At 33.4% G+C, this 20,133-nt stretch carries 19 protein-coding genes; 8 read left to right on the forward strand and 11 right to left on the reverse strand.

Features of this window, described 5'->3' with window-relative positions; all coding sequences use genetic code 11:
* Nucleotides 1-26: 26 nt before the first annotated feature.
* From GBH57_RS07150 to GBH57_RS07165, 4 genes are all read left to right on the forward strand, one after another.
* Nucleotides 27-866, forward strand: coding sequence for a 1,4-dihydroxy-2-naphthoyl-CoA synthase (locus GBH57_RS07150; RefSeq protein ID WP_151673538.1), 840 nt, complete (start codon nucleotides 27-29; stop codon nucleotides 864-866).
* A gap of 55 nt (nucleotides 867-921) precedes the next feature.
* Nucleotides 922-1,494: a Crp/Fnr family transcriptional regulator gene (locus GBH57_RS07155; RefSeq protein ID WP_151673540.1), complete on the forward strand. Its 573-nt coding sequence runs from the start codon at nucleotides 922-924 to the stop codon at nucleotides 1,492-1,494.
* A gap of 57 nt (nucleotides 1,495-1,551) precedes the next feature.
* On the forward strand, nucleotides 1,552-2,307 hold the full coding sequence (locus GBH57_RS07160; protein WP_151673542.1) for an acyl-CoA desaturase: 756 nt from the start codon (nucleotides 1,552-1,554) through the stop codon (nucleotides 2,305-2,307).
* 103 nt (nucleotides 2,308-2,410) lie between these two features.
* Nucleotides 2,411-3,997: a T9SS type A sorting domain-containing protein gene (locus GBH57_RS07165; RefSeq protein WP_151673545.1), complete on the forward strand. Its 1,587-nt coding sequence runs from the start codon at nucleotides 2,411-2,413 to the stop codon at nucleotides 3,995-3,997.
* Between the two features lie 11 nt (nucleotides 3,998-4,008).
* Here the strand turns inward: GBH57_RS07165 and GBH57_RS07170 are convergent, their stop codons facing one another.
* From GBH57_RS07170 to GBH57_RS07185, 4 genes are read right to left on the reverse strand one after another with little or no spacing between them, the layout of a single operon-like run.
* On the reverse strand, nucleotides 4,009-4,740 hold the full coding sequence (locus GBH57_RS07170; RefSeq protein ID WP_151673547.1) for an SIMPL domain-containing protein: 732 nt from the start codon (nucleotides 4,738-4,740) through the stop codon (nucleotides 4,009-4,011).
* Nucleotides 4,741-4,799: 59 nt separating this feature from the next.
* Nucleotides 4,800-5,291 carry a hypothetical protein gene (locus GBH57_RS07175; RefSeq protein WP_151673549.1) on the reverse strand — a complete coding sequence of 164 codons (492 nt, stop codon included), beginning with the start codon at nucleotides 5,289-5,291 and terminating at the stop codon, nucleotides 4,800-4,802.
* 47 nt (nucleotides 5,292-5,338) lie between these two features.
* Complete coding sequence (locus GBH57_RS07180) at nucleotides 5,339-5,920, reverse strand: MiaE family protein (protein ID WP_151673551.1); 582 nt, start codon at nucleotides 5,918-5,920, stop codon at nucleotides 5,339-5,341.
* A 54-nt stretch (nucleotides 5,921-5,974) separates the two neighbouring features.
* Nucleotides 5,975-6,424, reverse strand: coding sequence for a tRNA (cytidine(34)-2'-O)-methyltransferase (locus GBH57_RS07185; protein WP_151673553.1), 450 nt, complete (start codon nucleotides 6,422-6,424; stop codon nucleotides 5,975-5,977).
* A 161-nt stretch (nucleotides 6,425-6,585) separates the two neighbouring features.
* Between GBH57_RS07185 and GBH57_RS07190 the strand changes: the two genes are divergently transcribed.
* Complete coding sequence (locus GBH57_RS07190) at nucleotides 6,586-9,483, forward strand: FAD-binding and (Fe-S)-binding domain-containing protein (RefSeq protein WP_151673555.1); 2,898 nt, start codon at nucleotides 6,586-6,588, stop codon at nucleotides 9,481-9,483.
* Nucleotides 9,484-9,493: 10 nt separating this feature from the next.
* On the opposite strand, the gene GBH57_RS07195 is transcribed toward GBH57_RS07190, so the two are convergent.
* Nucleotides 9,494-10,288: a hypothetical protein gene (locus tag GBH57_RS07195; RefSeq protein ID WP_151673557.1), complete on the reverse strand. Its 795-nt coding sequence runs from the start codon at nucleotides 10,286-10,288 to the stop codon at nucleotides 9,494-9,496.
* A gap of 138 nt (nucleotides 10,289-10,426) precedes the next feature.
* Between GBH57_RS07195 and aroC the strand changes: the two genes are divergently transcribed.
* From aroC to GBH57_RS07210, 3 genes are all read left to right on the forward strand, one after another.
* Nucleotides 10,427-11,491: a chorismate synthase gene (gene aroC / locus GBH57_RS07200; RefSeq protein ID WP_151673559.1), complete on the forward strand. Its 1,065-nt coding sequence runs from the start codon at nucleotides 10,427-10,429 to the stop codon at nucleotides 11,489-11,491.
* Nucleotides 11,492-11,611: 120 nt separating this feature from the next.
* Nucleotides 11,612-12,916 (forward strand): dicarboxylate/amino acid:cation symporter, encoded by a 1,305-nt coding sequence (locus GBH57_RS07205; RefSeq protein WP_151673561.1) that lies wholly within the window; start codon nucleotides 11,612-11,614, stop codon nucleotides 12,914-12,916.
* A 155-nt stretch (nucleotides 12,917-13,071) separates the two neighbouring features.
* Nucleotides 13,072-14,298, forward strand: a complete 1,227-nt coding sequence (locus GBH57_RS07210) for a phage tail-like protein (RefSeq protein ID WP_151673563.1) — start codon at nucleotides 13,072-13,074, stop codon at nucleotides 14,296-14,298.
* Between the two features lie 73 nt (nucleotides 14,299-14,371).
* Here the strand turns inward: GBH57_RS07210 and GBH57_RS07215 are convergent, their stop codons facing one another.
* The 6 genes from GBH57_RS07215 to GBH57_RS07240 form a co-directional block, all read right to left on the reverse strand.
* On the reverse strand, nucleotides 14,372-15,184 hold the full coding sequence (locus GBH57_RS07215; RefSeq protein ID WP_151673565.1) for a mechanosensitive ion channel family protein: 813 nt from the start codon (nucleotides 15,182-15,184) through the stop codon (nucleotides 14,372-14,374).
* A gap of 183 nt (nucleotides 15,185-15,367) precedes the next feature.
* The gene (locus tag GBH57_RS07220) at nucleotides 15,368-15,931 is read right to left on the reverse strand and encodes a YqgE/AlgH family protein (RefSeq protein ID WP_151673567.1); all 564 of its coding nucleotides are present in this window, start codon (nucleotides 15,929-15,931) and stop codon (nucleotides 15,368-15,370) included.
* Between the two features lie 131 nt (nucleotides 15,932-16,062).
* On the reverse strand, nucleotides 16,063-16,335 hold the full coding sequence (locus GBH57_RS07225; RefSeq protein ID WP_151673570.1) for an HU family DNA-binding protein: 273 nt from the start codon (nucleotides 16,333-16,335) through the stop codon (nucleotides 16,063-16,065).
* A 167-nt stretch (nucleotides 16,336-16,502) separates the two neighbouring features.
* On the reverse strand, nucleotides 16,503-17,549 hold the full coding sequence (gene fmt, locus GBH57_RS07230; protein WP_151673572.1) for a methionyl-tRNA formyltransferase: 1,047 nt from the start codon (nucleotides 17,547-17,549) through the stop codon (nucleotides 16,503-16,505).
* 29 nt (nucleotides 17,550-17,578) lie between these two features.
* A complete protein-coding gene (locus GBH57_RS07235; protein WP_151673574.1) occupies nucleotides 17,579-19,474 on the reverse strand; it encodes a RecQ family ATP-dependent DNA helicase in 1,896 nt (631 codons plus the stop codon).
* Nucleotides 19,471-20,022, reverse strand: a complete 552-nt coding sequence (locus GBH57_RS07240) for an AAA family ATPase (RefSeq protein WP_151673576.1) — start codon at nucleotides 20,020-20,022, stop codon at nucleotides 19,471-19,473. The genes GBH57_RS07235 and GBH57_RS07240 overlap by 4 nt, the downstream gene beginning before the upstream one ends.
* Between the last annotated feature and the right edge of the window lie 111 nt (nucleotides 20,023-20,133).

Genomic DNA, 20,133 nt, shown 5'->3' on the forward strand with positions numbered 1-20,133 from the left:
TATATCTTTGAGTAAAAATAACAATTATGCTTAAACCTGATTGGAAAATAGCCAAAGAATACACAGATATAACATATAAAAAGTCGCATAACGTCGCACGAATAGCATTTAATAGACCAGATGTTCGTAATGCGTTTAGACCTAAAACTACAGCCGAGTTACTTGATGCGTTGCACGATGCACAGGAAGACACTTCAATAGGAGTTGTTTTACTATCTGCAGAAGGGCCTTCGAGCAAAGATGGTGTCTATAGTTTTTGTAGTGGAGGAGATCAAAAAGCACGTGGTCACCAAGGCTATGTGGGAGATGATGGATATCACCGTTTAAATATTTTAGATGCACAACGAATGATTCGTTTTATGCCTAAAGCTGTTATTTGCGTTGTTCCAGGTTGGGCTGTAGGTGGTGGGCATAGTTTACACGTAGTTTGTGATATGACTTTAGCAAGTAAAGAACACGCAATTTTTAAGCAAACTGATGCAGATGTAACTAGCTTTGATGGAGGTTATGGAAGTGCTTACCTTGCAAAAATGGTGGGTCAAAAAAGAGCCCGTGAAATATTTTTCTTAGGTAGAAATTACTCAGCTCAAGAAGCTTACGAAATGGGTATGGTAAATGCCGTTGTACCACATGATGAATTAGAGCAAACAGCCTTTGATTGGGCACAAGAAATTCTTGGGAAATCTCCAACATCAATAAAAATGCTAAAATTTGCAATGAACCTCACTGATGACGGGATGGTAGGACAACAAGTTTTTGCTGGTGAAGCAACTCGTTTAGCATATATGACAGAAGAAGCAAAAGAAGGTCGAGATGCATTTTTAGAAAAACGTGCACCTAATTTTGATAAAAAGTGGTTGCCATAATTTTCACATTTTAGAAGCTATTTCAGTTTTCTAAATTTTAAACCACAAAGCATACATGGAATTTATTAGAGAACATATTGAAGCTTTTTCGGTTTTAACGGATTCCGATTGGCTTTACTTTTCTTCTAGATTAGTACAGCGAAATTTTAAAAAACGCACAGTAATCTTACGTCACAATGAAGTGGAAGACCATATATCATTTATAGGTGAGGGTGTTGTGCGTTTATATATTCCACACGAATTAAAAGAGAAGGAGGTTACCTTTGGTTTCAGTTTTAAAAATCAATTTATTAGTGCATACGATTCTTTTCTAACTCGTACACCTTCTTTGTATGAGCTTGAAACACTTTCAGAAACTACTTTGTATAGTATTTCATATAAAGACTTACAGGACGTTTATGATAACACGCAGTTTGGCAATTTAATAGGCCGATTAACTTCAGAAAGATTATTTCTTTTAAAATCTAAAAGAGAGCAGTCACTTTTAAATGAAACAGCAGAGCAACGTTATTTTAAGCTTTTTAAAGAGCGTCCTGAATTACTTAATGTTATCCCTTTAAAATATGTGAGTTCTTATATTGGCGTCACTCCTCAAGCTTTAAGTAGAATCAGAAAACGAATTAATTGATTTAGGTTCATTGTATGGAGGTAAAAGTGGTACTACTTTTGCCTTATAAATTTACATATGACAATCCTTATTTTTATTATAGTACTTTGGTACGGCGGACTTTTTTTCCAAACATTTTTTTTACACCGTTATGCGGCGCATCAAACATTCACAATGTCTAAGTTGACAGAACGAATAGTTTTTATACTGACTTGGTTTTTCCAAGGGTCTAATTATTTAAGTGCTTATGGTTATGGCGTTATGCATAGAATGCACCACGCATATGCTGACACTGAAAAAGATCCACATTCGCCTAAATATGATTTGACTGTTTTTTCTATGATGTGGAGAACAAAGAACATTTATAGCCAAATAAACAAAGAACAAATTTTTGTAGAACCTAAGTTTACTAAAAACGTGCCTCAATGGAAGCGTTTTGACGCTTTTGCAAGTTCTTGGTATTCACGCGTAGCTTGGGGTGTAGGGTATTTTACATTTTTCGCATACTTTGCAACTGCTTGGTGGCAATGGTTATTTTTTCCTGTGGCTCTTTTTATGGCACCTATTCACGGAGTTATTATTAACTGGTACGGTCATATTTATGGTTATGTCAACTTTAAGTCTAGTGATACTTCTAAAAATCTTTTCAAATTCGATTTTTTAATGATGGGTGAAGGATATCATAATAATCATCACAAGCATAGCAGTAGAGCTAACTTTGGTGGTGTTCGCTGGCATGAACTTGATGTAACTTATAAAATCATGCAGCTTTTAGACTTAATTGGTATTATTCATCTAAAGCCTAATACTCTTGTAGTTAAAAGAGAGGTTTAGATATTATTCTATTGTTTTAGCAATAGACACTATTATTTCATAGTTTTGATTCTATAAATAGTTTATATAAAATTATTTATAGAATCAATTCTTTTTTATAGCTATGTGTAAACGTCATTATTTAGTAGTTTTTTTCATTTTTTGTTTAAATGTTGCAAATGCTCAAAATTTAAATATTTCCACAGATCCTGTTTTTGAAGGAGAGCCTTTTATGGCTATTAATCCACTAGACACAAACCACATAATAGTGGCTTGGATGGGATGGGTTAACGTTTCTGAAAAAATTAAAATTAAAAGTAGAGCAAGTTTTGATGGTGGTGCTACTTGGAGTGAAATTGTTACATTAGATCACGCTGTTGCTGGAAATACTTCAGCTGATTGCTCAATAGCTTTTGCGCCTAATGGAACAGTTTATATAAGTTATATAGATTCCACAGGAACTGATAGCTCTCCTATTTTGGGTGGGGTGTATTTGTCAAAATCACAAGATAATGGACTTACATTTTCAGCGCCTTCTGAAGTGCTTAATATTAATGTAGATCCTGATAGAATTCCAGTAGATAGACCTTGGATGGTCGTCGATACTTCATCGGGTCCTAATTCTGGAACAATTTATATTACAACAATGAATGTAAGTGGTGCAGCTCCTAGTTATCATCCCTATGTTTCAATATCTAATGATGGAGGAACAACGTTTAATTGGCAGGAGCTAGATGCTCCTAACTGGCTCTCGGGAGACTTGATATCACGACCAATGCCTACGCCATCTGTTACAAGTGCTGGTGAGTTTTTAGCAGTGTATCCATCGTATGTACCAAGTCAAAATTTATTACCTCAGTTTGTTTTGGTTAGTTCGAGTGATGCAGGAACAACTTTAAATCACAATATGGTTTTTGCTGAAGTGGTAGATAGCTCAAACGATCCATTGCCAAAAAAAGGATATTTACTACGTTCAAACCCTTCTAATCCCAATAATAGTGTGTTTGTTTATCTTTCTGAAATAGAAGGAGATTTAGATGTCATGCTAAGGGAAACATTAGATGGAGGATTAACTTGGGGAAGCGCAGTAAGGGTTAATGATGATGTTGTTTCAAATGGAAAAATGCAAGATTTACTTTGGGCAGATTTTAATAATAGTGGCGATTTAATTGTTAGCTGGAGAGATAGAAGAAACAGTGATGGAGCTACTTATGAAACAGCTTCAGAAATTTGGGCAGCTTTTCGCGGGGAGGGTGCAAATGAGTTTGAAGCAAATTTTCAAGTTACAGATCAAACGGTACCTTATGAAAGTGTTTTAGCTGCTGCGGGTAATGATTTTATGAATATTCAATTAGAAGGTACAATTGTTCATACAATATGGGGGGATCCTAGAAATGGTAACCTCACTATTTGGTATCAGAAAACAACTACAGATGGAACAATATTAAATACTCAAGAGATTACTTCAGAATCAATACCGGAAATTATAGTTTATCCTAACCCTTCAGAAGGGTTCGTTAGTTTTAAATTAACAGAAACTCTATTAGAAATCAACCTCTTTAGTCAAAATGGGGCACATTTATATTCTAAAGATAACTTTGAAGGATTAATTGATGTTAGCTTAGACTTAACAACATTTCCTTCGGGAATTTATTATGTTGAATTGAAATCGGCAGAAGGAACTTCAACTAAAAAGATTATTAAAAAATAATACTCTTAAAGTTAGTCAACACTATATGTTAATTTCATAGTAATAGAAGTTGTTTTTTCTTTAGATGAAGTATTGTAAGCGCCTCCCCAAGAATAATCCTCTCCAGAATTTTGACCTGTTATTTGAAAAATTCCCATTTTAGCATCAATCAATTCACCTAAATTAGAACCTGAATTTTCAGCGATACGTTCAGCTCTTAATCTAGCATTTTCAGTAGCTCGCGAAATCATTTCTACTTTTAAATCTTCAATTTTTGTGTAGTAATAGCGTGGTGCAGACGAATAAAGTTTTACACCACGGTTTAAAAGTTCGGTAATTTCTCTAGAGATTTTTTCAATTTCTGCTACATTAGTTGAGTTAATTTCAACATTTTGTGTTAAACTGTATCCTTTAAAAGTACTACCTATATAGTTTCCGTTTGGTCCGTAGTTTGGTTCTGTCATTTCGCTTGAGTTTACAGCGCTAAAAACCATTTGTTCAGCAGAAACACCTTTGGTAGTTAGATATGTTGAAATAACAGTTTTATCATTTTCAAGATCTTTATATGCTTGCTGAAGATTCTCATTAGTGCGGCTAAAATTTGCTTCCCAAACAATTAAATCTGAAGTAAAATCACTACTTCCTAAACCAGTAACGGCAATAGTACGTTGTGCTTTATTTCTATTCATAAATGCATTTCCTAAGACTACTGAAGCAATAATTATTGCAATAGCGAAAACGATGGCAGTGATGGAATTTTTCATAATAAGCATTTTTTTATTTGGAAGATAACGTTTCTAATGTGGTATATATTTCTGAAATTTTAATATTTCCGAAGCTCTTTATTTAATTCATTTAATTCTTCTTCGTAATCCATTTGCAAATCTTCGTGAAGTTTGTCAATTTGTTTTGCAGCCATTGCAAGTTGGCGTTCGCAAAGATTCATTAATGTAGTATTTCGTTTTACGGAAGGTTTAAAGTCGAGTAATTTTTCGCAGAAATAGAGAAGAAGGCGTACCTCGGTTTCTTTGCTATTTGAATATCTGATACATTTTTTTACTTCACGTAGTATTTTACGAACGCTCTTTTTAAGGTAATACATATTAGTATTTGTAATACCGTCATACAACTCATCAACCATTTCTTTGATATGAATCACATAACCTTCTTCATCTTCAGCTTCAAAAAGTAAGTACGTGAGGAGCTCTTTGTTTTCTTTTTTAAATCTCCCTAATCGTAAACATAAATTTAATAACTCGTCTGAAGATCTCATGTTGAGTTCTTTTTTAATTTGGGCGAGTGTTGCTGGTTTCATTGAGTTAAGTAAAAAAGTAAGGCTTACAAAGCTTTATTGTTAAATGTTTATCCGTGAATTGTTTCCTGTTTTCCGTAGTTTTTAATGATTTCTCCTTCAAATTCTACTAACTCTTGCCAACGTTTTTCAACATCTAACCCTTCACCGTATTGTCTAGCAAAACCTAGAAATGTTGTATAATGTCCAGCTTCACTTATCATTAATTCTCTATAGAAGTTTGAAAGTTTTTCGTCTTTTATGCGTTCAGAAAGTAATTTAAAACGTTCGCAACTACGAGCCTCAATCATCGCAGAAAATAATAATCTGTCAACCATTGCTTGTTGTTGGCTTCCTCCTTTATTCATAAATTTATAAAGTTGGTTCACATAATGATCTTTACGCTCTCTTCCAAGCTTGTATCCACGTTCTTTAATGATGTTATGTACCATTTCAAAATGCTCTAACTCTTCTTGAGCGAGCTTTAAAAGCTCTGTAACTAGCTCTTCGTGTTGAGAATTTAATGTAATTATAGTAATCGCATTGGTAGCTGCTTTTTGCTCACACCAAGCGTGATCAGTAAGTATTTCTTCAAGATTACTTTCAACAATAGTTACCCATCGTGGGTCTGTTTCTAATTTAAGATGAAGCATAGTATAAGGTAGTTTTAATCAATTAAAGCAAAGATACGTAATAGCAGTATGATGTTAAAGGTGTCTTAGTCCTTCGTAAACAGTTATAGCTACAGCATTTGCTAAATTTAGACTTCTAATTTTTTCACTATGTAGTGGAATTTTGTACAATTGCGAAGTGTGGTTATTTGTTATATTTTCTGAAAGGCCCACAGACTCTTTACCAAAAACTAAAAATAAATTGTCTTCAAATGGGATATCAAGATAACTTTTAGAAGCCTTACTTGACATAAAAGCCATTTTAGCATCTATATTAATTTTAAAAAACTCGTCTATATTTTCGTAGTATGTGATATCAATATGCTTCCAATAATCTAGACCAGCACGTTTTAGCCTGCTATCGCTAATTTCAAAACCAAAAGGCTTTATTAAGTGTAAACGAGAGTTTGTGCCAAGTGCAAGACGTCCTATATTTCCTGTGTTGTTAGGTATTTCGGGCTCTATAAGGGCGATATTGTAAGGCATTTTATAAATGGTATTAATGAATATTTACCAAAAATAATCATTGCTACTAACAAATGAAGAGCCTATACAAACAAACCTACTAATAAGGTTTAAACTCTCGTTAATTAATACGCTAATTACATTGTAATACTATTTTAATCCTCCTATTTTTGCTAGTGACGATGGAAAAATTACTAAAACATTTTGCAGAGGAATTTCAAGGTGAACTTCAATACGATAGGCTTCATAAAACTATTTATGCAACCGATGCATCTGTGTATCGAAAAATGCCTTTAGCAGTTGCCTATCCTCGAACTACAAAAGGGATTCAGCAGTTAGTTAAATTTGCTTCAAGTAATAAAACAAGTTTAATCCCTCGTGCAGCAGGTACATCACTTGCTGGACAATGTGTGGGAGATGGGATAGTGGTAGATGTTTCTAAACATTTAACTCAAATTCTAGATTTAGATGTAAAAAACAAAACTGTCACAGTTCAACCAGGGGTAATTAGAGATGAGCTAAATGAGTTTTTAAAACCTCATGGACTCTTTTTTGGACCTAATACTTCTACATCAAATAGATGTATGATTGGAGGAATGGTCGGTAATAATTCTAGCGGAACTACCTCAATACAATATGGTGTTACTAGAGATAAAGTACAGGCATTAGATGTGGTATTAAGTGATGGTGCTTTAGTTACTTTCTCAGCTATTTCTTCGGAAATATTCTATCAAAAAAGAACCTTACGAAGTGTTGAAGGAAAAGTTTATTCTAACATATTTAAAACTTTAAAAAACAAAGAAGTACGAGAAAATATTACTTTAAAATTTCCGAAGAAATCAATACATCGTCGTAACACAGGGTATGCCATTGATAGTTTATTAGATGCAGAAATTTTTGGCGGAAATGAACCCTTTAATATGTGTAAACTATTAACAGGAAGCGAAGGAACTTTAGGTATTACAACAAGTATAAAAGTATCATTAGACACCTTACCGCCATCTCATACGGCAATGATGGTTACACATTACAAAACCTTACAAGATTGTTTAAAAGATGTAGTGCACGCAATGAAACACGAGTTGTATACTTGTGAGATGATGGATAAGGTTATTTTAGATAGAACTAAAGAAAATTCTCTTTATAATCAATATAGGTTTTTTGTAAAAGGTGATCCGGAAGGACTATTATTGCTTGAGTTGAAGGCAAGTAGTGAGCCTGAACTTGATTTAAAGTTAAAGCAGTTAGAAAACACTCTAGAAAAGGCTGCTTTAAGCTATCATAATGTTGTACTTCGTGATGAAGATATAACTAATGCGCTTGAGTTGCGTAAAGCTGGCTTAGGACTTCTTGGAAATATGATTGGTGATACAAAAGCGGTAGCCTGTATTGAAGATACAGCCGTTGCTTTAGAAGATTTACCTAATTATATAGAAGAGTTTACTGCAATAATGGATAATTATAGTCAAAAGGCTGTGTATTATGCTCACGCAGGTGCTGGTGAATTGCATTTACGTCCAATTTTAAATCTTAAAACAGGTGAAGGTGTTGACTTGTTTAAAAAAATAACAGCAGATGTTGCTTCATTGGTAAAGAAATATCAAGGTTCTTTTTCTGGAGAACACGGTGATGGAATAGTTAGATCGTCATTTATTCCTATGTTAATTGGGGAAGATAACTACACTATTTTAAAAGAAGTTAAAAAGTCATTCGATCCACAAAATATATTTAATCCAGGAAAGATAATTGATGCTTATGCAATGGATGAGAGTTTGCGTAACGAAATAAATATTCAAACCCCTACGTATGACACTATACTTAACTTTGATGATTCACAAGGGTTAGTTAGGCTTGCTGAAAAGTGCAATGGTAGTGGTGACTGTCGTAAAAGTGCTGAAGCATCAGGTGCAATGTGTCCTAGTTATCAAGCAACTAAAAATGAAAAAGATACCACTCGGGCTAGGGCGAATATGCTTCGAGAAGCCTTAAACAACCCTATAAGTACAAATGCTTTTAATAATAAAGATTTAAAAAAAGTTTTTGACTTGTGTATTAGTTGTAAAGCTTGTGCTAAAGAATGTCCAAGTAATGTTGATATGGCAACTGCTAAAGCAGAGTTTTTATATCAATACCAAAAAATTAATGGCGTGAGTCGCGCTACTAAAATGTTTGGTAAAAGTACAGAGTATAATAAACTTGCGGCAAAGTTTCCAAGTATTGCAAATGGATTGTTTAAGAACACTTTTACTTCAAACTTGATAAAAAAAGCTGCTGGTGTTGCTCCTCAACGAACATTACCTTCATTACAGGTTTATAAAAAGACAACTGCTAAAACTAATAATGCAGTAGGGAAGTCGGTTTTTCTATTTGTTGACGAGTTTTCTAAATATCTTGACGGAATCATAGCGCAAGATGCCGTGAGTTTGATAGAAGGTTTAGGCTATAATGTTACAGTAATAGATCATTTAGATAGTGCTCGTGCGTTAATATCGAAAGGATTTTTAGAAGAAGCAAAGAAGAAAATTGATGATTGTCTAACATTTTTTGATCATAAAATTTCGGCTAAAACACCTTTATTGGGTATTGAGCCATCGGCAATTTTAGGATTTAGAGATGAGTTTAAACGCTTGGCTACAAATAAAGACTTAGCAGTTAGAATAAGTAAACACGTATTTTTATTAGAAGAATTTATAGTTAGTGAATTTGAGAATAAGCAAATTTTAAAAGAACAATTTAAGGATGAAAAACAAGCAGTTAAAATCCATGTTCATTGTCATCAAAAATCACTTAGTAACCAGAAAGTAACTTTCGACTTTTTAAATATTCCTTCAAATTACTCACCTTCTTTAATTACTTCAGGATGCTGTGGTATGGCTGGAAGTTTCGGTTATGAGAAAGATCATTATGAAACAAGTATGGCAATAGGAGAGTTGCGATTGTTTCCTTCAGTTAGAAAAGCTCCTGAAGAAACTATAATTGCTGCAAACGGTACTAGTTGTAGACATCAAATAAAAGATGGCACAAAAAAAGAAGCGCTCCATCCCATTACTATTTTGAGAAGAGCGCTTGTTAATTATTAAATATTAATTCTTAGTTCCCTATACTAAACGAAGCAAGCGTCGTTGTGCTAACTTGTGTGTCTGAATCGGGAATAGGTAATTCAATTCCAGTGGTACTGATATCTTCTAATTGATAATCAATAGTAGCTTGTGAAAATACTAAACCAGTATCTGCTGCATAATAATTGTCAACTACTAGTACATCCTGAGCAGACAATATAGGAACCACTAGCGTTGTTGCTCCTATAACGATTGAAGTACTTACACTTAAATTAAGTACTATTCTTGAACGAATTACATCAGTATAAGTTTCATTGCCACTAGTGTATGTTTCTAAAGCAGCTCCTTGAATAGACGTAGTTGTATATTCGAATGTTAATGGTATTTCCATTATAGTTTCAGTAAAGTTATCTGAAAGTGTACTAAGAGTTTCTCCAGTTGCAACGTTAGCGTTGTATAAAACAACATCATTCAAAGGAATTGAAATTTCAGGAAAACCTTCAATAGGTGCAGATAATTCACCATTAATAATTAATTGTCCGCCATCTCTTCTTACAAGATTATTTGTAAGTACACCCACCATAAAACCATTTGCAGTAGCTTCAGTATCAAGATTTGTGTATGTATTTCCGTTAGTTTGTTCAGTTCCGTTTACAAACATGGAATCTTCAGTATCTCCATTTTGATCTGTATTGCTGTAGGTCCAGGTTGAATTAGCAGATGTAGGGAAGTAGTTAGTTGTAATTGTTGCCGTATCGTTTGAATCATCGTCGCTGTTACAAGCGATTAATCCAACAGTTAAAAGTAACATTAAAATCTTTTTCATTTTGGTTGAGTTTTTAGCAAATATAACAAAACCAAGAACTATATTTTTTTATTAAATGTTTGAAGTGTTTTACTTATAAAGTAGCAGCTATATTTTATTAATACCTTTCGTTCTTTTACATTTGTTAAAAAGCGCAATATGGCAGGTAATACCTTCGGAAATTTCTTTAAACTAACCACTTTTGGCGAGTCACATGGTGAAGCAATAGGTGGCATAATAGATGGATGTCCATCTGGAATACCATTAGATCTTGAAGCAATTGAAGCTGAAATGTCACGAAGAAAACCAGGTCAATCCTCCATTGTAACTTCAAGAAAAGAACCTGATACTATAAGATTTTTAAGCGGAATTTTTGAAGGTAAAACCACTGGTACTCCCATAGGTTTTATAATTGAAAATACGAATCAAAAATCTAAAGACTATAGTCATATTAAAGACACTTACCGCCCAAGTCACGCTGACTACACGTATGATAAAAAATATGGTGTTAGAGATTATAGAGGAGGTGGACGATCTTCTGCAAGAGAAACTGCCAGTAGAGTCGCTGCAGGAGCAATAGCAAAACAGTTTTTAAAAGGAATAACCTGTAATGCTTTTGTATCCTCTGTAGGTGAAATTTTTATAGACAAACCATACCAAGATTTAGATTTTAGTAAAATTGAAGACACGCCAGTAAGATGTCCTGATCTAGATACTGCTGAAAAAATGATTTCGAGAATTAAAGAAATCAAGAAAGATGGAGACACCATTGGTGGAACCGTAACGTGTGTTATTAAAAATGTACCTGTTGGACTTGGGGAACCTGTTTTTGATAAGCTGCACGCACAATTAGGAAAAGCGATGCTTTCAATAAATGCTGTGAAAGGATTTGAGTTTGGTAGTGGATTTTGTGGGGCTAAAATGAAAGGAAGTGAACATAATGATCAGTTTAATGCTGACGGTACCACTAAAACAAATCTATCAGGAGGAATACAGGGAGGAATAAGTAATGGAATGGATATTTATTTCAGAGTAGCTTTTAAACCTGTAGCCACTATAATGAAAATTCAAAAAACTATTGATAGTCAAGGAAATATGCTGGAAATGCAAGGTAGAGGTCGTCACGACCCATGTGTTGTACCTCGTGCTGTTCCAATTGTAGAAGCTATGGCTTCTTTGGTAATTGCAGACTTTATGTTAGCAAATAGATTAACTAAGGCATAGCCGAAATATTAAAGAATTATTTAAGAGTCTATAAAAATTAGTATTTTGTGGCTATCTTGAAAATGACAATAAAATTTCAGAAATATTAAAATAAATAATTAACGATTCCCTACACTTTATATGAAAAAATTAGCACTGCATTGGCAAATATTAATTGGAATGGCACTTGGTGTTATTTTCGCATTAATCCTTACTAATTTTTCATGGGGAGATGAGTTTGTTGGAGACTGGATAAAACCATTTGGAACCATTTTCATAAATTCATTAAAATTAATTGCGGTTCCATTGATTTTTGCTTCTTTAGTAAAGGGAGTTTCAGATTTAAAAGATATTTCTAGTCTCTCTAAAATGGGCTTGCGTACTATTTTAACATACGTAGCAACTACTATTATTGCAGTCTCTATTGGGCTTGCTATTGTTAACCTAGTAGGACCGGGAAAGAGTATTTCTGAAGAGACTAGAACAGAACTTGTCGATGCATATGGTGGTGAAGCAGAAAAACGTCAGGAAGCTGCTAAAGCTCAAAAAGAAGCAGGGCCTTTACAAGCTCTAGTAGATTTAGTTCCAAGTAATATTATTGGCGCTTCTTCTAATAATAGTAATATGTTACAAGTTATTTTCTTTGCTATTTTCTTCGCAATTGGTTTAATTTTAATTCCAGAGAAAGATGCAAAACCTGTTAAAAAATTCTTTGACGGGTTTAATGAAGTCATATTAAAAATGATTGATTTAATCATGTTAGCCGCTCCTTATGGTGTGTTTGCATTATTGGCAGCCTTAGTAGTGGAAGCACCTAGTGCCGACTTATTTGCAGCCTTAGGTATGTATGCACTTTGTGTTGTTTGTGGATTATTGTTAATGATAGGTGTTTATGTATCTATGGTTTGGATTTTCACTAAAAAATCTCCATCCTTTTTCCTTAATGGAATATCGCCTGCACAACTTTTAGCTTTTTCAACAAGTAGTAGTGCTGCTACTTTACCGGTAACAATGGAACGAGTAGAGGAACACCTTGGAGTTAAAAAGGAAGTTACGAGTTTCGTTTTACCTATTGGTGCAACTATTAATATGGATGGAACTAGCTTATATCAAGCAGTTGCAGCTGTGTTTATAGCTCAAGCGTTTGGAATGGATTTAGACTTAGGGACACAATTAGGTATTATTGTTACAGCAACATTAGCATCAATTGGTTCTGCAGCTGTACCAGGAGCCGGAATGGTGATGCTAGTTATTGTTTTAGCTCAAGCAGGTATACCAGAAGCTGGTTTAGCTCTAATTTTTGCTGTAGATAGGCCATTAGATATGTGTAGAACAGTTGTTAATGTAACAGGTGATGCAACAGTATCTATGTTGGTTGCTAAGTCTCAAGGTAAACTTGGAGAGCCTCACATAAAAGATTGGGATGATAATTATAAGAAAGTATAATATAGAATTAATAATTTCGTAACTTTATGTTATCTAAACGATTATATCTTTATTGTCCCAAACAATTTGATTAAGTGACTCCTACTTAATGTTGTGGTTTATTAAAATTAATAACCATGGCTTTAAAAAATACAATTTTATTGACTCTGTTAATAATGTCAATATCTGCTTTTAGTCAAGTAGGTATAGGAACAACGAGTCCAAGTGATGCTGCTATGCTAGAAGTAAATAGTAGTACAGATGGTGGAATAACTTACCAAGGCTTTATGCCTCCAAGAATACCCACAACCTTAGACTTAAATAATATGAGTCCTGATATAAATGATGCAGGCTTGCAGGTGTTTGTACTTGAAACTGGTTGTCTAAATATTTGGAATGGTGTGGCTTGGTTTGCTGGCCCTTGTGTTGCAGTAGTTTCAGGGTCTGAGATCGAATTTTCTTCAGCTACTCAATCTCAAAGTGAGGGTGTTTCTTCAATTGATTTTTCATTTACAGTATTAAACCCTTCTTCAACAGCTCCTATTCAATTATCAATAGCGGCAGATGTCTATACAGATTTAGACGAATCTGTAGCTCAAACTGTAATTATTCCAGCCAATTTAACAAGTTACACTGCAACAGCTGTTTTTAATATTACTGATGATGTAATGGCTGAGTCGAACGAAGATGTAGTTTTTACTATGTCATACTTAAGTGGGGGTCTTGGAACAACAACTGTGGGCGTTCAGAATACAAATACTCTAACAATAATTGATGATGATAGTGCTTTAACGTTACCTTTTCAAGAGTCTTTTGAAACTTTAGGAAATGGAGTGAGATACACAACAACAGAACCTGAATCATTTAGAACAGGTAACAATGATGATTATTTTTCGAGAGCACAAGATTCAGATTTTTCTGGCTATACTGGTGGTAATAGTATTCAATATTCAGGAATGCCTGATGGTAATTTTTATTTTGCTGCACAAGATATTGATGGAGCTCCTTCAACTACGGGTCCAACGCAGACATTAAATATTGATGGTATTGATATTACGGGAGGATTTAATTTAGAATTTGACGTTCTTCTTGCAGAAGACGATGATGGGGCTAGTGAATCTTGGGATGGTGACGATTATGTCATTTTTGAATACCAAATAGATGGAGGTGGATGGCAAAATCTATTAGCTGTTGAATCTGTGATAAATGGAACAAATGGTTCACCTGCAATAGATTCAGATTTTGATAATCAAGGTGATGCTCCAATTATAACAGATAGTTGGACAAATTTTAACGCAAATATTATTGGCACTGGAAATGTTTTAGATTTAAGAATCCGTTTTAGTTTAAATTCAGATAATGAAGATATATTTATAGATAATATCAGGGTGACTAGTAATTAAAAAGATAACATAATAATAAAAAAGAGGCTACTGAAAACAGTAGCCTTTTTTTATGTTTTAGATTAAAGCTTATCTAAACTTGTTTTTGAATCTCAACGCTGTGTGGGTAAGGAATTTCAATTCCAGCAGCATCAAGCGCATTTTTAGCATTTTCTAATGTTGCGAAATATACATCCCAATAATCTTCCGTTTTACAAGCTGGTCTAACAGCAAAATTTACTGAGCTATCGCCAAGTTCACTTACTTCAACCATAGGGGCAGGGTCTTTTAATACTTTAGCTTGAGAAGTTAGAACATTCATTAAAACCTCTTTCGTTTTTTTAATATCTGCATCGTAACTCACACCTATTGTATGAAAAACTTTAAGCACTCCATTTTCAGAATAATTTGTGATGTTTCCGTTAGATAAAGCTCCGTTAGGAATAATAACTAATTTGTTTTGTGGTGTGTTTATTTTTGTTGTAAATAAATCGATATCAACTACGCTTCCAAGTTCTCCTTGCCCTTCAATTAAATCACCAATTTTAAATGGCTTAAAAATCATTATTAAGATTCCACCTGCAAAATTAGCAAGTGAGCCTTGTAAAGCTAAACCTACAGCAAGACCTGCAGCAGCAATTATTGCGGCAAATGAAGTTGTCTCAACTCCTAATTTTGCTAAAATAGCAAGTATTAAAAGAATACGTAACCCCCAACCAATTAAATTACCTATAAATTTTTGTAAACTAGGATCATAATTTTTTTTAGCCATAGTGTGATCTACACCACTTTTTATTTTTTTGATAATCCAAGAACCGATTATCCAAATTAGAATAGCACCTATAATTTTTGGTCCATATTCTACAATAAAATCAATTCCTTTTTCAGTCCAGTTTTCAATGTTCATTGGTATTTATTTTTGTTAATTAATATTTCAGCTAAATTAGAGATACTAATTCAGACATTGATTTTTTTAAACCGATATACTTGTTATATGTAGAAAAGTTAGATTGATATAGTTGCGCACGAAATTACTCCTACTTAAAATTAGAAGTTAATTGTATTTAAATGAAGTAAGGGATAGTCTTATTTAATTGTAGCTTGGGTCTTCTGGTGCGTTAGACCATAGCATATAATCGCCACCAAATTCTAACATTTTCTCTTTCCAAAAATCAGAGTTAAGCTTACCTATAATATTTTGTTTGTAAACATTAGGTACTACTTTCCAACTGTTTACTTGAAGTTCTTGATTTAATTGGTCAATTGCCCATCCAGAATATCCTAGAAAAAACCTTATTTGAGTTTCGTCTAGTTCATCATTTATTAATAGTTGCGTTATTGCTTTAAAATCTCCTCCCCAATAGATACCGTTAGATATTTCTACACTACCAGGAATAATTTCGGGAATAGAGTGAATAAAGTAAAGATTATCTTGTTCTACAGGACCTCCATTATAAACCGTAAGATTGCTGTTTACTTCAGGAATAAAATCTTTCAACTTAAATTCCAATGGCTTATTAAGTATAAAGCCCACAGATCCATTTGTATCATTATATTCTGCTAATAGTACTACAGATCTATTGAATGATACATCGCCAATTATGGATGGCTCTGCTACTAGAAGATGCCCTTTGTTAGGTTTAAGCGTTGTCATTTAGATGGTTTGGTTATTTAAAGCTACTAAAAATTTCTAATTGAGAACTACTTTTGTATACTTATTTATCGATTAAACATAAAAAAACCCTCTAAAACGCTGTCTTAGAGGGTGTATAAGGTGAACCTTAATTAGTTTACGCTGCTCTGTAAATCAGAACCTGCTTTAAACTTCACTACGTTTTTAGCAGCGATTTTGATAGTTTTACCAGTTTGAGGGTTTCTTCCTTCTCTAGCAGCTCTTTTAGATACTGACCAAGATCCAAAACCTACTAAAGAAACTCTGTTTCCTTTTTTAAGTGATCCTTGTACATTTCCTAGGAAAGACTCTAATGCTTTTTTAGCTGCTGCTTTTGTTACTCCAGCATCTTCTGCCATTGCGTCAATTAAATCTGATTTGTTCATAGTGTTTGTTAAATTAAATAAATTGGTTAAACTTTCTATTATTTCAATTACAAATTTAATCGGATATTCAACACTGGCAAGGTTTCCCGAGCGAAAAGCCTGATATTGTTAATAACTAAGGATGATTGTTAATAATCCTCATCATTTTTAAGGCAAAATTTGGAATATCAGTGGGAATGGGGCTTTACAATCATTTTTGCTTTTGGCTTAAATGAATAACCATTTAATAAATCTTTTGTTTTCATTCTTCTTTTTCCTGGTAGCTGAATTTCTAAAATTTCTAATGTTTCAGAAGAACTTTTTATATACAGTTTTTTACCTATGACAAACAATTCACCAGTTACTTTGTCTTTACCTAATTCTAGGATGGCGTTTAATTGTTCTATTTCTATTTCTGAAATAGCAATTGGAAGTTTATTTACTTCAAATAATTTTACTTTTAGATTTTTAGAATCTTCGTCTGTATCTTCTTTCATAAAGCTCCAGGCTCCTGGGTAAGGATTTAGACCTCTAACAAAAGCATTAATTTCTTCACCACTTTTAGTCCAATCTATATAGGTGTTCTCTGGAGTTAATTTAGGTGCTTCATTCAATTTTAGTTTTTTGAAGTTGTCTCCTTTAGGTTGTGGTTTTGTGATAATAGGGCCACTACTAATTTTATGTACCGTTTCCACTACAAGAATGCTTCCAAGATCTTTAAGTGTATCGTGCAGACTGCCTATTGTTTCATTGGGTTTTATTTTAACTTCTTTAGCGTCAATTATTTCACCGGTATCAATTTTTTCATCTATAAAAAACGTAGTAACACCTGTTTTCTTTTCTTGATTTATTATCGCCCAATTAATAGGTGCTGCTCCTCTATATTGCGGTAGGAGTGATGCATGAAGATTAAAGGTTCCTTTTTTAGGCATTGACCATACAACTTTAGGTAACATTCTAAAAGCAACTACAATTTGTAAGTCAGCATTTAACTCTTTTAATTCAGTAAGAAATACTTTGTTTTTGAGGTTTGTAGGCTGTAATACAGGAATGTTTTTTTCTATGGCAACTTTCTTCACTGCTGATGGTGTAAGTTTCCTACCTCTACCAGATGGTCTATCTGGTGCGGTAATAACTCCTACGATGTTTTGGTTGTCAGCGATAAGCGCATCCAGAATACCAACGGCAAATTCTGGAGTCCCCATAAATACAATTCTTAATTTTTCAGTTGTCATAATATAATGATGGTGTATTTATAATTTTGTCAAGTTGTAAATCTATTTCTATGGTCCATTAATAGTTTTCCATTTTCAATTAAAAATGCTAATACATAGATAATTTTACGTTCTGTAAAGGTAAGTGTTTCGCAAAGTTCGCGAGATGTTTTTGGTTCAAGTTCTAATATTGCTAACAGTTGATTTTCTATTAGTTTTCGTTCTTTTTTTGTTATTATACCACTGTTTCTTGTGCATACAGTACATATACCACAAGGTGTTGATACTTCTTCACCAAAATATGATACTAGTTGAATGCTTCTACAAGTTGTTTCGTTTTCTAAATAGCGCAATACTTGTGATACTTGTTTTTTCTTTTTATCATTATGTTTTGCGACTTCTCTAGAAATAACATTTATCGTTTTATCGTCTTCACGAGGTTTTAGTAGTACTATTGAGGCATCGGTAGTGTGTAGTTGAAGTTCTACAAACTTTAATTCTTCTAGTTTTTTTAATACATCGACAATAGTTGTAATACTTTGATTTGTTTTTTTCTTGATCAAATCTAAGTTGATTTGAGTCATAGTTTCAAATATGCCTCCATATATACGTAAAATCGATTTACCAATTATTGATGCTTTTATATTGTGATGAAAATAATCTAAAAGTGTTTGAGTACTTACAACAAACTTAAGCTTTGAGCTACGCCCAAACTCCTTTGAAAGTTGTACAATTCCCATTCTATCTAAAGTGTTTAAGCTATTATAGGTAACAATACTTTTTAAGTCGTATGTTTTACAGAAATGTGAAAAGTTGAATGAATGCTCTGTAAATTCACCTTCTCCGTAGGGAATTTGTAAATAGTTATTTAGTTTTTTATAGATAAACTTTAGATAAGCGCTATCTGGGAGTGAGCTCACAAATTGACGATAAACTTGTTCTTTATCGTAGTCATTATATATAATAGTAGCACTTGCTTGTAAACCATCTCTACCAGCACGGCCTGCTTCTTGAAAGTAACTTTCTAAACTTTCGGGTAATTGGATATGAATTACGTGTGCAACTGTTGCAAGATCAATACCCATTCCAAATGCGTTAGTTGCAACCATAGTAGGTTTAATACCAGATTTCCAATCTTGTAATTTTTTAGTTTTCTCTTCTGGAGAAATACCTCCGTGATAATAATCTGCAATTATGCCAAGGCTATTTAACACGGTACTTGTATCGATTGCATTTTTTCTACTCCTAACATATACAATTGCATTTTTAGTATTATGTTTTAGAAGTTGTTCAATACGGTATAATTTATCATCTTCTTTTAGCACATTATACGCAAGATTTTCTCTAACAAATGATGATTTAAAAACAGTAGGCTCTTCTAGTTTTAGTTCTTTAATTGTATCAACTAAAACTTCGGGAGTAGCTGTGGCAGTAAGTGCTATAATAGGAGCGAGGGGTTGTAGCTCTCGCAATAATGTAATTTGTTTATACGCAGGTCTAAAATCATTTCCCCATTGCGAAATACAATGTGCTTCGTCAATAGCAATACAATTTACATGGAGTTCTCGTAGCGTATTTTGTACAATATCTTGTTGTAAGCGTTCTGGTGAAATATATAAAAATTTATAATTTCCGTAGCGAATGTTATCTAAGAGTGTATTCACCTCGTGAAATTTTTTACCTCCAGTTAGCGCAATTGCTTTTATTCCTTTTTCTTGAAGTGTTTGAACTTGGTCTGTCATTAACGCTACTAATGGCGATACTACAATACAAACACCCTCTTGCATTAAAGCTGGTACTTGAAAACAAATCGATTTACCACCACCAGTAGGTAATAAGGCAACAGTATCGAGTCCTGCAACCACATTATTGATGATATCCTCCTGAAGAGGACGGAACCTATCAAAGCCCCAATATTTTTTTAAAATGTCTCTTGCAGGAATCAAACAAAAGAGGGTAAAGTGTTCAATATAAAAGCAGTTCGATCTTCGATGCTTCCTTCCGGTACTAATATAACATCATAACCGTATTTTTTATAAGCATTAAGGAGAGCATCATGTATAATTACAGCTTGCTCAAATGTTTCATAACGCTCGTTATCTTGTGTATATATAGCTTTCCAAGGTGGAAGTAGAAATACATAATCATATCTATGGTCAAAGCATGGTTTTTCAAATTGTTCAGGATAATCTGAATTAAAAAAGTCCATATATGCAATTACATCGGGCATTCCACGATCATAAAAAAGCTGTGATTGATCACTTTCTAAGGCATCTAAAAATTGCTGATGTCTATAGTTTAATAATTTTGTGCTAAAGAGCATTGGGTCAGTTAAAAAAAGCTGTTCAATGCCATCTTTTCTAGCCTCAAGTATTACTTGCCTAGAAACTTCTTCCATACATATAAAGCCCTGTGAGTCAAGATGATTTATGAGAGATGTTTTGCCAGAACTAGGTCCGCCTGTAATTACAATTCGCTTTGTTGTTTCTGCCATATATTAGGATAGTTAATCTATCAATAATTTCTACAAAGTACGTGAATTTATTTTGCTCTTGAAAGTGTATCTTTGTTGACATACCTTCGGAAATATTAATGATTTTTATAT

The organism is Patiriisocius marinus (assembly GCF_008974325.1).
In the GTDB taxonomy this organism is placed as follows: Bacteria; Bacteroidota; Bacteroidia; order Flavobacteriales; family Flavobacteriaceae; genus Patiriisocius; species Patiriisocius marinus.

Excerpts from the sequence above, each read along its gene's own strand:
- GBH57_RS07215 (WP_151673565.1), bottom strand. The coding sequence starts at position 15,184 with ATGAACATTGAAAACTGGACTGAAAAAGGAATTGATTTTATTGTAGAA.
- GBH57_RS07155 (WP_151673540.1), top strand. The coding sequence starts at position 922 with ATGGAATTTATTAGAGAACATATTGAAGCTTTTTCGGTTTTAACGGAT.
- GBH57_RS07160 (WP_151673542.1), top strand. The coding sequence starts at position 1,552 with ATGACAATCCTTATTTTTATTATAGTACTTTGGTACGGCGGACTTTTT.
- GBH57_RS07180 (WP_151673551.1), bottom strand. The coding sequence starts at position 5,920 with ATGCTTCATCTTAAATTAGAAACAGACCCACGATGGGTAACTATTGTT.
- GBH57_RS07225 (WP_151673570.1), bottom strand. The coding sequence starts at position 16,335 with ATGAACAAATCAGATTTAATTGACGCAATGGCAGAAGATGCTGGAGTA.
- GBH57_RS07150 (WP_151673538.1), top strand. The coding sequence starts at position 27 with ATGCTTAAACCTGATTGGAAAATAGCCAAAGAATACACAGATATAACA.
- aroC (WP_151673559.1), top strand. The coding sequence starts at position 10,427 with ATGGCAGGTAATACCTTCGGAAATTTCTTTAAACTAACCACTTTTGGC.
- GBH57_RS07205 (WP_151673561.1), top strand. The coding sequence starts at position 11,612 with ATGAAAAAATTAGCACTGCATTGGCAAATATTAATTGGAATGGCACTT.
- GBH57_RS07170 (WP_151673547.1), bottom strand. The coding sequence starts at position 4,740 with ATGAAAAATTCCATCACTGCCATCGTTTTCGCTATTGCAATAATTATT.
- GBH57_RS07220 (WP_151673567.1), bottom strand. The coding sequence starts at position 15,931 with ATGACAACGCTTAAACCTAACAAAGGGCATCTTCTAGTAGCAGAGCCA.
- GBH57_RS07175 (WP_151673549.1), bottom strand. The coding sequence starts at position 5,291 with ATGAAACCAGCAACACTCGCCCAAATTAAAAAAGAACTCAACATGAGA.
- fmt (WP_151673572.1), bottom strand. The coding sequence starts at position 17,549 with ATGACAACTGAAAAATTAAGAATTGTATTTATGGGGACTCCAGAATTT.
- GBH57_RS07210 (WP_151673563.1), top strand. The coding sequence starts at position 13,072 with ATGTCAATATCTGCTTTTAGTCAAGTAGGTATAGGAACAACGAGTCCA.
- GBH57_RS07240 (WP_151673576.1), bottom strand. The coding sequence starts at position 20,022 with ATGGCAGAAACAACAAAGCGAATTGTAATTACAGGCGGACCTAGTTCT.
- GBH57_RS07190 (WP_151673555.1), top strand. The coding sequence starts at position 6,586 with ATGGAAAAATTACTAAAACATTTTGCAGAGGAATTTCAAGGTGAACTT.
- GBH57_RS07195 (WP_151673557.1), bottom strand. The coding sequence starts at position 10,288 with ATGAAAAAGATTTTAATGTTACTTTTAACTGTTGGATTAATCGCTTGT.
- GBH57_RS07165 (WP_151673545.1), top strand. The coding sequence starts at position 2,411 with ATGTGTAAACGTCATTATTTAGTAGTTTTTTTCATTTTTTGTTTAAAT.
- GBH57_RS07185 (WP_151673553.1), bottom strand. The coding sequence starts at position 6,424 with ATGCCTTACAATATCGCCCTTATAGAGCCCGAAATACCTAACAACACA.